The organism is Crocosphaera sp. XPORK-15E, from assembly GCF_034931425.1.
Lineage (GTDB): Bacteria > Cyanobacteriota > Cyanobacteriia > Cyanobacteriales > Microcystaceae > UHCC-0190.
In genome coordinates this window covers 1-15,895 of record NZ_JAYGHQ010000035.1, presented here as the reverse complement: position 1 = coordinate 15,895, position 15,895 = coordinate 1, and the positions used below count along the sequence as shown (strand labels likewise).

Sequence of the window (15,895 nt, the reverse complement as noted above, 5' to 3'; positions counted from 1 at the left end):
TTTCTGGTAAATGTTTGTAGTGATCAACGCCTTACGGCATCAAAGGTTAAGACAGAAAAAAAATCAAATCTCGCATTAATTCCCTTAACGTGATCAACGCCTTACGGCATCAAAGGTTAAGACAGAAACCGACAAAAATCACGATTTATAACGCCTTAAGTGATCAACGCCTTACGGCATCAAAGGTTAAGACAGGTTCCTTACTAGGGGTTATCAGGCGATCGCTAAAATTGTGATCAACGCCTTACGGCATCAAAGGTTAAGACAGTGTGTTGAAGATGGCTGTAAGTTTTATTCTAGAGTCGTGATCAACGCCTTACGGCATCAAAGGTTAAGACAGGGCATCAGAACCGTTTCCAAGAGTAACGGAAGTCTTGTGATCAACGCCTTACGGCATCAAAGGTTAAGACAGATTGATAAGCAATCTCTCTGACAATTTGCCATTCTAGTGATCAACGCCTTACGGCATCAAAGGTTAAGACAGAAGTTAACCGCGTTCACCCGATCAAAAAATGAGGGAAGTGATCAACGCCTTACGGCATCAAAGGTTAAGACAGAATTAATCAGTTTTAAGTAACTTTTAACCTAATTCCGTGATCAACGCCTTACGGCATCAAAGGTTAAGACAGCTCTCGTCAATCAGCGAAATATTTAAGGGTTTACGATGTGATCAACGCCTTACGGCATCAAAGGTTAAGACAGGTGTTGATGATGGTTGTAAGCTTTATGATCGGATTGTGATCAACGCCTTACGGCATCAAAGGTTAAGACAGTTGAAAACCAAATATGTCCCCAGTTTTATAGGCCTCAACGTGATCAACGCCTTACGGCATCAAAGGTTAAGACAGCGGATTGAAAACAACCCGCAATAGTAGAGCTATCACGTGATCAACGCCTTACGGCATCAAAGGTTAAGACAGTTAAGGTAATCATTACCCGCGCCCCCCTCAAACTGTGATCAACGCCTTACGGCATCAAAGGTTAAGACAGGCAACATAGAAAGTGTGTACTACAAAGCCATAATTGCCGTGATCAACGCCTTACGGCATCAAAGGTTAAGACAGCACAGAAATAGCAAGAACTTATGTGACCGGAACTTTTGTGTGATCAACGCCTTACGGCATCAAAGGTTAAGACAGTGGAGGTTACACCATACTCCAAAGCTTGGGTTAATCGTGATCAACGCCTTACGGCATCAAAGGTTAAGACAGTAGTAGGCTTATGTCTGAGAATAAGATAACAATAATGTGATCAACGCCTTACGGCATCAAAGGTTAAGACAGCGAAGAAACTGTAATAGTAGAAAAATTTAGTTACAAAGTGATCAACGCCTTACGGCATCAAAGGTTAAGACAGAGCGAGGGCTGAAAGCCTTAATTTATCGATGCCCTTACTCAATTTTACAAGCACCTCTGGTCAAATGGCTAGTGCGCCTCCCCAATTGGGACTTATTGACCAAATCGGGTTAGGTAAAAATGGCTTCGGACATAGATTACAGCGTTTTACAAGCACCTATAAAGCGTGTAAACATTCGTTAAACCCTTATCTACTCTGAAATAGAAGCAGTTTACATGGCCGAAGAAACGAAACAATCAGAGGTGCTTGCATTTTTAGACAACTCGGAAACCTTTTTCATCCAATAACCAAGTATTAGGACGATTATACTTGGGTAAATTTTTCACACATTGTTGAGACAAGCGAAGGGTGCGCTCAAAAATAGTTGGTGGGGGGTCAACCTCGAATCAAACTAGGCCGTCTAGTTTGATTCGAGGTTCTGGTTTTGTTTCCGCCTAGCCCTGCTTAGGGCAAGTCCCAATCGAGATTTTCTCTATTAGGACTTGCTTATGTATCCAGAAAAATGACAGTGTGTTGAAGAAGTTTATTGAATCAATCCACACTGTCATGGCAGAAAAATATCAAGATTGTGTAACAAAAGTAAGTGATTTAATTTTTAATACTATACTAGAAAAAGAGGAAAATTTGACGGCTCAATTTTTTCTTCTAGATGGAACGGTTCTCTCTATTTTGAGAGAAATTGGCTTAAAAGTAATGTCTCTGTTACTAAGTTTAATCGTGTCTCAAGTTACGGTTGAAGCCCAAAAAAAGGGATTTGTTGTACAGAGACGACCTCAGATCAATTACACAGTAATCTTTGGAAAAATTAAACTAGAATCGCCTTATTTATGGAATCGGCAATTAAAAACAGGAATAAGACCGTTGAAGGAAAAATTCGGGCTAAAAACGGGAGATTGTTCCCTGGCAGTGGGGCAAGCTTTGACGGAATTTGGTTCAGAAGAATCTTTCGACCAAGCAGCCAGAAGATTTCAAGAACATTATCAATGGACAATTGACAATTGACAATTGACAATTGGTTAATTTGGTTTAAAACCTCCTCTTTTAAGGGGAGAAATTAAAAAATTTTTCCTTATTTTCAATCCTCTACCTTTTAGGTAGAGGTAATTGTCAATTGTCCATTGTTCATTGTCAATTGTTGAAGGCTTTTCTGTGGAAAGAAGTTGGGTAAGAAGAGAAGTTCAAGAAAAGGCTCTTTTAGCGGAAGAATATGTTACTAAAATTTTGGGAAAAGCCTCAGAAAATTTGGACAATAATTCCCCAGAAAAAACTGACAAAATCTTGTTAGAATTGGATGGAAGTATGCTCAGGACAGGAATATATTTACCCGCTAAAAAGCAAGAAAAAACTCCCAAAAGAAAGCTGCTAAAAAAAACTCGTAAAATAGATTGGGTTGAAGTAAGAGTGGGTTTAGCTCGTCCAGTTGAGCAAAAAGAAAAGCGGACATTTGTCGCCAGATATGGCAAATATCCTGAACTTACCCAAAATCTAAAATCTGCTGCTTATCTTCAAGGAATGTCGGTTCAAAGTCAAATTTTTGCCGTTGCTGATGGGGCTATTGGATTAAAAGAAGCTCTGGAAGCTGAATTACAAAATCTTCAATTTATTTTAGATCAACCTCATTTACTTCAACATCTTTATGAAGGTGCGGAAGCTCTTAAAATACCGACGAACCAGAGAAAGAATTGGGTGACTTATCTGCTTCATTTAATTGAGAAAGGGCCTGTCACTACTGTTATTGATAAACTTCGACAACATGGTGTAGAAAGAATTGACCGATTAGCCAATTATCTAGAACGTTTTCAAAACAATATTCAATATGAAAAATTTCGCTCATTAGGTTTACCAATTGGGTCGGGAGAAATAGAAAGTTCTCATAAATATATCCCTCAAAAAAGGCTAAAACTCCCCGGAGCCACTTGGCATCCTGATAGTCTTAATCCTATGTTGGCTTTGAGAATTTTAAAAGCTAATCATTGGTGGCAAGATTTCTGGCAAGAAATTCGCCTTCAATCTCTAGCTTAATCCGATTTCTGTTAGTCTTAGATATCTCTCAATATTATCAAGAATATTATTCATAAAGAGGAGATTAAATAATCCTCTATGAGTTCACTTGTTTGTTTTTAAATTAGCGGATAAATTACGCTAATTAATATTACTTTGTTGCTGAATTTGTCATCTTTTGCTTCACTGATGGGATTGACAGCGATCGCTGCATTTATTCCCCAGTTATCATACTAGACGGTTTAGTCTAGCCTCTTGACTCCACCAACTATTTTTGAGCGCACCCCCCTCGACATTTCACCAATTTACGAGCCAATTCTAAGCAAAACTCTGTCTTAGTTAACGCTTCATACTGACGAATACGCCGTTGAATACTGCCAGAACGAGTGTCGAGACTCCCCACATAACGCCCACCCCCTGAGACAAAATGAATGCCAACATCTTTATAAGAGAGAAAATGGAGAGCTTGAGTAGAAATTTGGGAAAAACTATGGAGAACTACTTGACTCACCTGCTGTATAGAAACCTTTTCATCAGGTTCATTACGTCGGCTAATTTTGAGTTGTTCTCCCGTGCGTCCCACTCTAGTACCTGGTTCAAGCACATGGATTACTTCTCGTTCATCATCTTGAGGAAACAAACGAACGGGGTGCCATTCTTTATTGTGGGCCAGTCTGGCCTCCTCTGGTAAACAAACCGGAGATAGAGAACAACGAGAGCATAAATACTCATTGTTAACCACAGGGGGACGATAAGCGGATGTTCTTAACTCCCGTGCCTGTTTAATGGTATCAGACACCCATTTTCGCCCTTCCTGGTCAAAGGTCACATGAATTAAAACATTATCGGCATGATAACGAATTCTCCCCTCTTGAACTGTAATTCCGAGGGCTGCTTCAATTAAACAGCAATAAGCTAGAATTTGCAGCTTATCACTGTCCCAGGCTTGAGGTTGCTTATTCTCATCTCGATGACAACGGCCCCGTTTATGTTCGTAGGGGATAGTTTGGCCATCACGAGTGCGTAAAGCGTCAACCCGTCCCCGCAGTCCTAAGATTTCGTCTTCAAGGTAAAGATCAAGCCATTCTTCATCCTCTTGTTTGTCGATTTCCTCATGTAACCGTCGTCCGGCAAAAACCGCCGCATCTTGGGTATAAAGTTCTTCGACTTCCTCAAGGTAGAATAAACGAGGACAATAAGCAAAGGCATGGAGAGCAGAAACTCTGATAGTGTCTTGAATGGGTTCGCTAATAGTTCCGTTGTCTAGATCGATAGTTTGCATGGTAGTAATAATGTGTTTTTTTTCTTGCTTTGCTACCAATCTAACTAGGGAACCAGGCAAAAACTCTTCCGGTTTAAAAAGAAATTTATGTGGTTTTCAAGGTGCAAATTTTAGAATAGCAGAAACTTATGGATAATTAACCGCAGTTTTATGCTTTACTTCTTTTTTTGAGAACCAGACTTAGCTTTTGTAGCTGGTAAAGGTGCTTTAATTTCAGTCCAACAGTTCTCATCAAATTCATCAGAATTACTTAAAGTAAACCTGTGAAATATCCCTCTAGTTGTTTGACGATCAATCCAAATAGGTAAGCCAATTAAACCTCGATTATCTTTGAGTAACCATTTGATCTTTCCATCATCTAATCTATAAGGACGAATTCCGTTAATTAAAGACCAAGATTCTCCTAGTGAGAGTCCGCCAAAACGAGTGATTTGTTCAGGGGAAGATAGAGCGATCGCTACTCGTTCATCTAATTTTACTGTGGCTGATTCTTGAGTTGAATCAAGTTTCACAACTACTCTTAAATCAGTTAAGAGTTCTTGAAAATTGGGTTTAGAAAACTGACTAGGAGGGTAAGTTCCCATGTGTGTTTTACTAAACTTATGATGTCGTTGTTTTCGGACAATTCGAGAAATAGGCGGTGTATTTCCAATTATTCCAATTGCTAGTTTAACTCCTAAATGAGCAGTTAAATCTTCTTCTCCTACTAATGAAAGTAAAAACCCGTAAATAGTAGAAGGGGGAGGATAAAGATAGGTTTCCTTGTAATCCCTTGCAAAACTGCGAGGAAAACTTGTACAAGGACATTCTAAATAAAGAAGATCACTCATTAAACTGTTACCTCCGTTTTGAGCATTTCTTTGGCAGCAGCAATCGCTTCTTTAACGCCTCGATACACTTTAACGTTTAAGCTTTTAAGTTTTTCACCATAAGGAGTATCAGCGATTTCTCCTGCGACAATTAATTCCGACGCAGGAATATCTTTTACCTCAACTAAACGAACTAGACGAGGACATCCCACTGAGTCGCCAACTCGTTCAAAACAATTCATGATCCAAGGACTCGGATCTTCTGTGACTCGAATCACAATAGATTCAGGACGAAATTCATATAGGAAACGAGCATGATTTCCCCCAACGTGCTTAATAGCAGGAATAGCATCTAACAATAATTTAGCCCGTTCAGAAGCTTTTAAACTACTGGGAGTTAAAGCCAAAGTATATTGATAAGCGGTGCAGTGAACTTCAGTATTATGAATAGAGGTTTTTCCTTTTTCACCTCCTTTAGAACCAAAGACAATATCTCCCCAATAGGGATCTAAACTAATTGCTCGACTCACTTCTAATGCACCACGTCGTTTTTCTGTAGCATTTTTATTGTCCTTATCTTTTTTAGCATCCATAAAACCAAAAAGATCATCATCAATGTAAGTTTGAGGATTGTACTTTTCATCTTTGATGTTATATTTATCAGCTTCCGCGTAAAAAGTTCGATTGACATTATCTGGTTGAGAATTTTGTAAACATTCTCGATATCCCCACCGAATAGCATCAGCACTTACAGTAGTATATTGATCATTCCCCCTTGTGATTTTTTGTAAAGTAGATAAGGTACTACCGTCTCCTTCTCCTCGGTTGTTAGCCGCGACAGCAGTGGGGGTGACGACAGTAACAAAAATGTGTTGAGACATGGTTAATAACTCCTTAAGAATTGTTGATTTACATTGATTAAACAGACATTTCTAACTCTTGTTCAGAATCTAAATTAGTGTTAGATTCATCTAGTGCTTCTTCAGGAATTTCTGGTGTTCCATCTTTTCCTTTTCCTGTATAACTAGCGATGGCTAATAAAGCTAAATCTCTGGCTTGTTTCCAGTTATTATCTTTGTGCAGCCATTGATATATTTCTGCACCAACACCTCTGGTTGCTTTGCTACGATGACGACTTAAAAAATCGACCATTGTTTTAGCAAAATCTTGTTGGGTACTTGGTCTTAGTAAACGATTAATGACTTTATCCGTGGCTTGTTTATAATCAAGGGGACGACCTTGTTTTTGAGCTTGTATAATTTGCTCTCGTAAGAAACTACTAAAAGCTCCTTGTACAGCATCAAAAAATGTTTGCTCTAAAACATCAAGATATTGGGACATACTAATTAATCCTTTTCGTTCATAAAGTTCATTTTGTTTGTAGAAGTCGTAGAAACCTGAATACCAGGGTTTACCAGTAATCAGGTTGTCGCAAAGCCAAGGTAAAATCTTGGAAATAGCCAACCATGTTTCTCCTTTATCATTAGTGCGAACTTGAGGTTTAAAAAACTGAAAGGCTGAATCATATAAAGCTAGAATTTCGTCATTAGCTTTGACTCTATAAACGGCTTGTTTGAGGTAACTTTGACTACCATCCCATTGCTGTTTACCCAATTGATAAACTTCACAGTAATCTACTCGAAAATCTTGACTATCTTCAATGAGTTTTTCTTGTAATAAAAAGCGTAATGCCGATTCTCCAGAACTACTAGAACGAAAATCTCGGTAACTACTTCCAGAAAAAATCTTACGCCGTTTTACCCACTCTTTGATATTTTTTATTTCGGGAATAACGACGGCTGAACGATATCCAGATAATTGATAGTAACTACACGCTAATGGCAGAAAAACAAGAGCTAAAAAACCTTGGGGAGATTCTTGATAAGCTCCATGAGCAAAACATTCAACTAAACCGGGTAAATGATGACCTTTGATGGGGATGTTGGGTTTAAATGTTCCCTTGCTGCTGAAAGCATCCTTAAAATCTCTAGTGTAGTAACAATCTTCAATAGGACGAAAAGGGCGAGAAATTTCGGGTTGACCTTCATCGATCATAAAGCTTAAAGATACTTCGTTTTTACTCAGTTTTCTTTGTTGCCCATGTTGAAGGAATGTTCTTGTTACCCCTTCAGTAAAGGTATATTTTCCTTGTTGATCGAGATTAAGTGCAGGAACATCTAAATAACCATCTTCAAGATGATAAGTTTGCCTAAGTAAACTTAAAATAGCTTCTTGATCACTACACTTCCATGACAGATTTACTTCGTCTTCAGTAACTTTCCATGAAAAAGGAACATCCGACGGATTGATAGCATCCAAAGCTAATGCTAAACCAGCGATTCCCCCACGGTGAGGTAATAAGGTATTGGGATCAAAAATAGATAAAGTAAGTTCTGTCATTGTGATTTTTTCTCCTCATTCTTAATTTCATAAGCCCCTAATTCAGAGGAATAAGCCCACTGATTGTTAGGGGCAACTGGATAAAATTTATACTTATCCCAGTCCTTAACCTTTTTTGAATCAGCAGGAATAGGAACGGTATAACGAGGTATTTCTTTTGACCGTAAAGACTTAATAGTTTTCAAATCTTGCTCAAGTAATACCGTCACATTAAAACCAGCCTCTCGCAAAAATGTAGGATAGGTCTGCCAACTTTTATCCAATAAAACTGATTCTTTATCAGGCTTACCTTTTTCGCCAGATTGTTCTAACCATTGTGCTAAATCTGCTTGACAAACTTCATCAGTGAATGACTTAATTAAATTTAATCCATTTTCAAGTTCTTCTTGACTATAGGGATAGCTAACTTTTTCATCAGGATAAAATAAGGCATCTTTTGCCTGGCCGCAATAGCGACGATTTAATCGCCCCAAACGCTGAATTAATCCGGCTGGATTGGCAATTTGACTAACTAATAATGTCGCTGATAAATCAAGGGACATTTCAGCAACTTGGGTAGCGATCACCAACACTGGCTCATGATTTTCTGGTTTAAAAGCATCTACAACATCACGGTGATGTTGTACCCGATCTTGATAGCGAAACCGACTATGGTAGATTAGAGCGTTTAAGCCTTTCGCCTTTGCTTCTTTATAAACAGCAATTGCTGTATTTACCTGATTACAAACCCATAGCACTTTTCCCCTATTGTTAAGTTCTTGTTCAACCCTGTCCCAATCAGGCGTTTCAGCATAGTGGAAATGATAACGGGGTTGTGTTTCTAATTCTTCCGGGCCACTAATAATCTCAATAGGTTCTCCCACAGCTTCTAAGATCATTTCCTTTTGCCAAGGTAAAAATGAAGCTGACATCAGTAAAATAGGTGCTTTGACAACTTCGAGAAAACGTAGTAACGCCCCAAATAGTCGATTATCGTAACAATGAACTTCGTCAAAGACAAAAGCAGCTTGTGCGATCGCCGGAAAACAATAAATGGGTCTACGATTACATTGAAGCAGTCCGAGAACAGTATCTACTGTACAAACAATGGCTTCTCGTCCCCATGCTTTAAAAGACTCCAATTTAAGCGCACCTTCATTATTAATTCCTTCTCCTGCATCGTCTTCTTCTCCTGTCATTGCCATTTCTAAATCCACATCAGCACGAGAATGAAGAAGAACGGAATCAACTTGATTATGAACATAGTCCAGAAAACCCTCAGTGCTAGTCCCTGTTGTTGGATAACAAAATATCAATTTTCTGCCCAATGCCTTAGATTTTGCCCAATTATAAGCTCCCAATGTTTTCCCTGTACCACATCCGGCCCGTGCTAGGGTAACTCTTGCTGAACTTTGTGCTAATTTGAGTTGAAATGGTCTTAATTGATTTCCCTCAAGTCGAGCATTAATTACTTGTTGAAGTTTCTGCTCATTTAGAGTTCTTGTGACTTCAACTGTAATCCATTCTTTAATAGATGTTCTTCTTTCCTTCTTAATCGATTCATTGGCATTAGGGATGGCGGAACCAATTGCATCTCCGGCAATTAACAGAGCTTTGATAACAGCCAGAAAAACAGGATCTGGTTGCCATTCATTCGAGAGAAACTCTCTAATTTTTCCTCTCTTATCCTTGATCTCTTTAATTGACCAGACAAGAGAAGATTCTTCAAAAAGTTGTTTTTTAAACTCCTTTGAAAATTTAATCTTCTCAGGTAAATTTAGAGCTTTTACTCCATACTTTAGCAGTTGATGAAAGTGTCGATTAAATTGAGGTTTCCCCTTAACTCTATCAATGACGTAGAAAGATAATTTATCATCTCCACTCTGACGAATTTCTCCTAATTCATCCGTACATTTTCCTCCTCGACCTCCTAATTTAAGATGATGTCCCCCTGCTGCTGCTAAAGCTATTAAAAAATCGCCTTCTCCTTCCTCTAACCATTCCTTAAATTCCCAAGCTAACAGCACTGAAAGCACTTCATGTCGCAGAAGTTGAGGGTTATCGGGAAGAAATCGTTTGGGATAAGCATTAGACATTTTAGAGCGTACAACTCCTTGAAAATGCTCATTAGCTTTTCCCCAGTCATGAATATATGCACTCTTACGGGCTGTCGCTCTGAGATAGGAGAGGGTACAATTAAGACCAAACTGTTCAATTAAGCGATCGCCTAAAATATCAACTAAGGTAGTGACAGCATTGACCACATCTGCGGTGTGTCCAACCAATCCATAAGAACCTTTCCAGTGACCTAAATTAAAGGACTTAGCCAGTAAAATATTAGGGTCTAGTTTAGGATTAAGCTGCATCAATTTCCTCCTTAGCCGAATAAAACCATCCACAGCCAAAATGTTTACGGCCACCTAATCCTAATCCTTGGAGTTTGAGAGAATCATCTTCATTTAATCCTTCAACTACAATGCCATAACCTAAGACATTTTTCTCTCTAATTTTGATTGATCTTAAAGCTAAATTTCCTTCGTAATTATTATCAATAAAAGCTTGGCCATTAACTTCAATTCTTTCTAAAGCTTTCTGACAAGATTCTAAAAAGTGAAAAGGGGCTTCTTGACTATTCCATTTTTCTAAACGAAATGTTACCAATCTGGCTTTGAGTACATTGCTGGTTTCAGGTAAGGTTAAACGAGGTTGAATTAATCGAATTAAATGCCCTCTAATATCTAAAACCTGATTTTGAAGAAAGCGATACCATTGCGTTGCTTGTTCTGCTGGACATCTAAACCGAAAACGAGACTTATTATTAAGATAAATGATTCCATTTTTATCAGGAATGCCTGGAATACTAGAGAGTAAAATCTCTGAGGATAAATTTTGGTTATCTAGTAAATTAGGTTGGTGTTCTTGGCAGAGCCTTTTGATAGCAGAGTACAGTGCGTAACCATGATCTGCTGGTAAAGTTTGTCCCCTTAACGAACATTGAATTTCAAGAAAATTCACAGTTAACCCCTTTTTAATTTGTAGAAAGTTTGTAATGTTGACTCAATCCCTCAACTTCAGACTTAACCAAGTTGACCAACTCGACTGGTTCTTTGACCACAGCCCCTTTGCCATAGCCTAAAACCCACCGTTTGAGGTCATTTAGCCCCGAAGTCACTAAATTTAACGTCAATGAACCATCCCCATGTTCTGTAATCTCTTGAGTAACGTGCCAACGACGTTCACGAATAAAAGGCGCAGTCGCCGCATCAAACCAAATAGATACAGTAACCGGATGTCCCCCAACTTCAGCTTGAAAAATCTTCTCTAAATAGGTATCTGCCTTAAAATTAGGGTCACGCTCAAAGGTTTCATCTAGGACTTTAATTTGTTGAATACGGTCAATGCGAAACCAACGAATTTCCTGTCGTTTATGACAAAAGCCAATGACATAAGGATTAGTGGCACGATAAACATGAAGTAAATAAGGATCAACTACTCGTTCAGAATACTGATTGCGCGTGGCTGCATAATAATGAATCCAAATCCGTTTAGAGGCGCGAGAGGCTTCTAACAACTTCTGCCAGATTTCAGGGTCAAGGTTGGTTTCGGCTCCTGAACGAAAGACAATCCTTTCATCAGCTAACTGCTGTAAATCAATCCAAGTTTGTTCCGGTAATCGCTCTGATAGCCGTTCTATGGATGACCGTAATTCCTTCTCATAAGCTGACCCTGCATAAGATTGAAGCATTCTTGCTCCCAAAGTCAAGGCAAATAATTCACCAATACTCAAGGAAATACTCGGTAATCGCCAAGTAGAATTGGTGTAATACCACCCCTCTTTCTTGTTATAGTCCAAAGGAGCCATCAAGCGATCTTGCAGAAAATGTAAATCATCTCGAATCGTTCTTTGTGTTACTTCTAATTTTTCGGCTAACATCGGTTGTGTGATGCGCCCATGATTGCGAAGTAACTGATCCATTTGTAGCAGTCGTTCAAGACGACGCGGCGACAAGGCAGTAGTTTGCCCCATTGGAAACCCTCAAAAACTCTTATTGACCCAATCTTAAGCAACTAACCCGGCAAAAAAACTTCCGCCTTTTCAAATTCAGTATTCCCACTTGCTACATTTTTCTATCATCTTTGACCCAAATTGTTTTTGGTGCGGCGTGACTCTCAAAGAAGATAAGTATTAATACTTAGGATAGAAACTTGGGTTAATCCGCGCTTAGGATTCAGCAACTTTCTCAATTAAATGTTGTAACTTAGGATAATGAGTAAAAATCTGTTGTCGTCGGTTGATAGGTGAAAAATCATTTAAAGAGGCATAAAAACGAAAACTAATAGGTTATTTCTATATCTCTGTCCCTATTTATAAGTGATGTACAAGAATTATGAAAGGTCAAAATACTCCCTCACTGTCAATCTTTGTCTTATCTCTCTCCATTTTGACGTTCATTACTATTTCTTTAACGATAAACCCTATGATTGTTCAAGCACAACAGCAATTACTTGAAACAACATTAATCGCACAAAGTAACCGTACAAGGCGAATTCAGTTTGATAGAGGTGCTACTTCAAAAACTGTTAAAGATTCTGTTGTTAGAGGAACCAGAGATATTTATTTAGTGGGAGCCTCAGCACAACAAACTATGAAAATTTCTCTGAGTTCTCTTGAAAATAATGCAGTTTTTGATTTAGTCACTCCTCAAGGTACAGTCATTAAAAAAGAAGTAACAAGTGTTAATTTAGTTTTGCCATTAAACGGGGACTATAAAATCATTGTTGGTGGCACCAGAGGAAATGCTACTTATCAATTATATGTTGAAATTAATAATGCCGTAAAAACTGAAACCTTAAAAACTAAGAACTTTAAAATCACCATTAATTCTAATTGTCAAGAAGGGGAAGTAACCTGTGATCATGTGTCTTATGAGGGAATTAATGCGAATACGGGAGAGTCCCTACAATTAATAGGTAAAACCCTTCATACAACTTGTGCTGATGGAATTACACCCTGCCGATTTATTGGTTATGAATTTCTCAATGGAAAGTATCGTTATATGGTAACAGAAGATGGCTCACTTTTAGTTTATCAAGGAGAAAAGCTACTCTTAGAAGAACAGGGAACTTGGCAAGATTAAGACATAAATTATTACTATTAATCTTCATTTCCACTCCTTCCCAAATGGTTGCCCGTATTGGGAAAAACATTCTTTATTAAATGGTGATCTATAGCGTAAAATCAAATCTCGTTCCCATTCTAATAACACTTTCTTATCAGCAGGAATATGTTCCCAAAAGGCAGACACCACTGCCACATCAAGTTTATGGATTCGGTGCAATTGGATATAATTTCTGATATAATCCTTACAGTAATGAACTCCTGACCAACGCTGATTAGCTGTTAACTTGGTTTCTCCACAATATAACAAAATTGGTAGAGTATTATCAATGATAAAATAGAGATAACCGTTACTACTTTCATCTTCAAACTGATTTTTAGTTTCTGGCATTCTCCAAAACAAAGACGAGTGTATCTTTAAGTCAAAGGGTTTAATATCATCTACTGTATGCCAAGAGGTTTTAGGCAAATCAAATAAGGTTTGTTGTTGGGGTGGGTTACTATTTCTGACTTGATTCTGATAATTAAATATTCTCTGTTTCCATTTAATTAATGCTTCTCTGTTCATGATTAAACTTTCTTTTCTAGGAGACAGAGAAGACAAGTGATCATCAAATAAGTTAAGTTGTTTCATTAGTAATTATTCTGTGACTGCGATCGCTTGATACAAACCCAGATTTATTGAGGTTGGGGAATTTTTGGGGTGACAAGACTTATGATATAGTTTAAGTTAGTTTTTCTACACAATTAACAGTTTTTTATGATGTCTTCTACTACGGGTGCTGATGCAGTTGATTCTGCGATTGCTCAAGGGCTTGATTTAGACGGAACACCGATCCCATCCGCTAAATTAAAGCTATATCACGAAGTTATGGCTCTAGAAGGGCAACGTCAACGCAGTGGTGTCACTAATACGATGCGCTCTCGCATTGTCCGAATTGGGGCAAAACATCTTTCGGTTGAAGAACTCAATCAACGTCTGCTCTGTGCCGAGTTTGTTCCCCTCAAAGATAAAGAAATTGCTTTTTATTATGGTGGAAAATAATCAGAACGGCTCAGTTGGTCATTCCTCAAGGGAGAAATGAGGGTAATAAGCTGTTGTGCATTTAAACTGGGTATTTAGGTTTTTAGTACAAAAGCTCAAACCCTTTCTCCGAAGCTCCCCGCTCCCTGCTGCCATGAAGTCGAGCCTAGCACTTTAAATGATGAACAGCGTAGCGTGTTTAAATTAAGCTGATTTTCAGCTATTAATTAGCATAAATTAAGATTGAGGATTAATACTAGAATTGTCTGTTCAAGACCCTTGAAAATAACAAAATCAGAGATGAAAACAACATATACATTTGTACTCTGTTTAATTCTATTTGCTGCTGTGGGTTGCAAGAGTGTTCAACAAGAAACAGCGAATAATACTAATCCAATAGTAGAGTCTAGTGAGAGTACCGAAAGTGATGAAAGTACCTCAGAAAAAGAGTCAACTATCAAAGTCGGTTCTTTTGTTTCTGGAGAACATCCCACGGAAGGAAACGTTCGTATTATTAGTGAGGAAGCACAAACATTTATTGAACTTGATTCTAACTTTAAAACATCAGAAATGGGACCAGATTTAGTGGTGATCCTTCACCGTTCATCTGATGTGATTGGTTCAACTAATCCTCCTGCTTATCCCCTTCAAGAAGGAGATTATGTCGTAATAGCTCCTTTAAATCAATTTAGTGGGATGCAAAGATATGTTATCCCAGAGGAAATAAATCTTACAGAATATAAATCTGTTGCCATTTGGTGTCGTAAATTCAATGCCACTTTTGGGGCTGCCGTTATTCAGTAAAATCTCTATTTTTATTGTTTTAATCTAGTAGAGGCTTAAGTGATTTTATTGGTAATTTATTTTACTTTAAAAAGTAAGTTAATTATTTAATAAAAACCAGTTCTTGCTCATTAGATAAACTTTCATCATAATGATACCCTAAACCTGAGTAATTTTTGAGTTTTAAAGGTTCATCAATTTTATTTTTAATAACCCAGTTGCTCATAATTCCTCTACTTTTCTTAGCCATAATCCCAATAGTTTTTAGTTGACTATTTCTGATTTCCTTAAAAGAAACTTTCAAGATAGGATAATTGAAGTGTTCAGATTTAATTATACGAGAATATTCATCAGAAGCTAAATTTAGTAAGATTTTTGTTTGATGTTTTTCTAATTCATTATTTAGCTGTTGAGTTACTTTCTCAGTCCAAAACTTATAAAGAATATCAGCTTTTTCTGTTTGTAAACGAGTATTCATTTCTAATCGATAAGGGCTAATTTCATCAAGAGGTCTTAAAATACCGTATAATCCTGATATGATTCTTAAATGCTCTTGAGCAAATAAATAATCATTATCCTTAAATTTGTCCAATTCTAATTGTTTGAAAACATCCCCTCGATAAGCTAAGATAGCTGCTTGTTTTTGAGCCGTATCAAATGATTGAAATCGTTGATAATTTAAGGTAGCTAACGATTCACTGACTCCTAGTAATTGTCCTAAATCTTTAGAAGAAAATGTTTTAATATAGTTAACTAAAAAGTTACTATCTTCTTTGAAAATAGGAACCGTTTTTGTTTCAGGAACGATAAAAAAATCGTCAAACACTAAGGTTTTCGCTGAGGAAAGAATTAAAAGCATAGAAAATATTGATAAGTAATAATCCGTTAACCTGCTGAGATTAAACCCAACCGCCAAAAATAGCTAATCCAAAGAATCGCCAAGGGACTGCTACAGTCTTAAATCCTGCTGAAGATAACATGGTTAAATGAGTTTCTAATGTGGCTAAACGATCTTGTGTTGAATAACCTTGTGGTTCACTATTCCCTATGCTTGAACGAACTTCTTGTTGAGTTGTACCTTGATTAATTGTCCATTGTTCTCTTAGCTTCAAGTAAATTTCTTGTAATTGTGGTGATTCTTG

13 protein-coding genes, 2 pseudogenes and 1 CRISPR repeat array are annotated in these 15,895 nt (G+C 37.7%); of the genes and pseudogenes, 5 read left to right on the top strand and 10 right to left on the bottom strand.

Annotated elements, in window-relative coordinates; all coding sequences use genetic code 11:
* Positions 1 to 19: 19 nt before the first annotated feature.
* Positions 20 to 1,356: a CRISPR direct-repeat array (repeat unit 36 nt; unit sequence GTGATCAACGCCTTACGGCATCAAAGGTTAAGACAG).
* Between the two features lie 546 nt (positions 1,357 to 1,902).
* Positions 1,903 to 2,358, top strand: coding sequence for a hypothetical protein (locus tag VB691_RS23270; protein WP_323293914.1), 456 nt, complete (start codon positions 1,903 to 1,905; stop codon positions 2,356 to 2,358).
* A 123-nt stretch (positions 2,359 to 2,481) separates the two neighbouring features.
* On the top strand, positions 2,482 to 3,378 hold the full coding sequence (locus VB691_RS23265) for a hypothetical protein (RefSeq protein WP_323293913.1): 897 nt from the start codon (positions 2,482 to 2,484) through the stop codon (positions 3,376 to 3,378).
* Between the two features lie 265 nt (positions 3,379 to 3,643).
* Here VB691_RS23265 and cas4 read toward each other — a convergent pair.
* The 7 genes and pseudogenes from cas4 to VB691_RS23230 form a co-directional block, all read right to left on the bottom strand.
* Positions 3,644 to 4,639, bottom strand: a pseudogene (cas4, locus tag VB691_RS23260) (CRISPR-associated protein Cas4); the annotation flags it as partial.
* A gap of 155 nt (positions 4,640 to 4,794) precedes the next feature.
* Positions 4,795 to 5,469, bottom strand: a complete 675-nt coding sequence (gene cas5 / locus VB691_RS23255; RefSeq protein ID WP_323293912.1) for a type I-MYXAN CRISPR-associated protein Cas5/Cmx5/DevS — start codon at positions 5,467 to 5,469, stop codon at positions 4,795 to 4,797.
* A complete protein-coding gene (gene cas7i, locus VB691_RS23250; protein WP_323293911.1) occupies positions 5,469 to 6,329 on the bottom strand; it encodes a type I-B CRISPR-associated protein Cas7/Cst2/DevR in 861 nt (286 codons plus the stop codon). The genes cas5 and cas7i overlap by 1 nt, the downstream gene beginning before the upstream one ends.
* Before the next feature lie 37 nt (positions 6,330 to 6,366).
* The gene (gene cas8a1 / locus VB691_RS23245; protein WP_323293910.1) at positions 6,367 to 7,848 is read right to left on the bottom strand and encodes a type I-MYXAN CRISPR-associated Cas8a1/Cmx1; all 1,482 of its coding nucleotides are present in this window, start codon (positions 7,846 to 7,848) and stop codon (positions 6,367 to 6,369) included.
* Positions 7,845 to 10,193: a CRISPR-associated helicase Cas3' gene (gene cas3 / locus VB691_RS23240; protein WP_323293909.1), complete on the bottom strand. Its 2,349-nt coding sequence runs from the start codon at positions 10,191 to 10,193 to the stop codon at positions 7,845 to 7,847. Before cas3 ends, cas8a1 begins: the two co-directional genes overlap by 4 nt.
* Positions 10,183 to 10,842 (bottom strand): type I-MYXAN CRISPR-associated protein Cas6/Cmx6, encoded by a 660-nt coding sequence (gene cas6 / locus VB691_RS23235; RefSeq protein WP_323293908.1) that lies wholly within the window; start codon positions 10,840 to 10,842, stop codon positions 10,183 to 10,185. The genes cas3 and cas6 overlap by 11 nt, the downstream gene beginning before the upstream one ends.
* Positions 10,843 to 10,855: 13 nt before the next feature.
* Positions 10,856 to 11,854, bottom strand: a complete 999-nt coding sequence (locus VB691_RS23230; RefSeq protein WP_323293907.1) for a helix-turn-helix transcriptional regulator — start codon at positions 11,852 to 11,854, stop codon at positions 10,856 to 10,858.
* Positions 11,855 to 12,305: 451 nt separating this feature from the next.
* On the opposite strand from VB691_RS23230, the gene VB691_RS23225 reads away from it, so the two are divergent.
* The gene (locus VB691_RS23225; protein ID WP_323293906.1) at positions 12,306 to 12,965 is read left to right on the top strand and encodes a hypothetical protein; all 660 of its coding nucleotides are present in this window, start codon (positions 12,306 to 12,308) and stop codon (positions 12,963 to 12,965) included.
* A gap of 24 nt (positions 12,966 to 12,989) precedes the next feature.
* Here the strand turns inward: VB691_RS23225 and VB691_RS23220 are convergent, their stop codons facing one another.
* Positions 12,990 to 13,580: a GIY-YIG nuclease family protein gene (locus VB691_RS23220; protein WP_323293905.1), complete on the bottom strand. Its 591-nt coding sequence runs from the start codon at positions 13,578 to 13,580 to the stop codon at positions 12,990 to 12,992.
* A 126-nt stretch (positions 13,581 to 13,706) separates the two neighbouring features.
* On the opposite strand from VB691_RS23220, the gene VB691_RS23215 reads away from it, so the two are divergent.
* The gene (locus VB691_RS23215) at positions 13,707 to 13,991 is read left to right on the top strand and encodes a DUF4090 family protein (protein ID WP_323293904.1); all 285 of its coding nucleotides are present in this window, start codon (positions 13,707 to 13,709) and stop codon (positions 13,989 to 13,991) included.
* Positions 13,992 to 14,270: 279 nt separating this feature from the next.
* Entirely contained in the window at positions 14,271 to 14,774 is a 504-nt protein-coding gene (locus tag VB691_RS23210) for a DM13 domain-containing protein (protein WP_323293903.1), read from the top strand.
* An 82-nt stretch (positions 14,775 to 14,856) separates the two neighbouring features.
* Here VB691_RS23210 and VB691_RS23205 read toward each other — a convergent pair whose 3' ends face one another.
* Together VB691_RS23205 and VB691_RS23200 are read right to left on the bottom strand one after the other, a co-directional pair.
* Positions 14,857 to 15,612, bottom strand: a complete 756-nt coding sequence (locus VB691_RS23205; protein ID WP_323293902.1) for a YaaA family protein — start codon at positions 15,610 to 15,612, stop codon at positions 14,857 to 14,859.
* 40 nt (positions 15,613 to 15,652) lie between these two features.
* Positions 15,653 to 15,895 (bottom strand): annotated as a pseudogene (locus tag VB691_RS23200) (SAM-dependent methyltransferase); the annotation flags it as partial.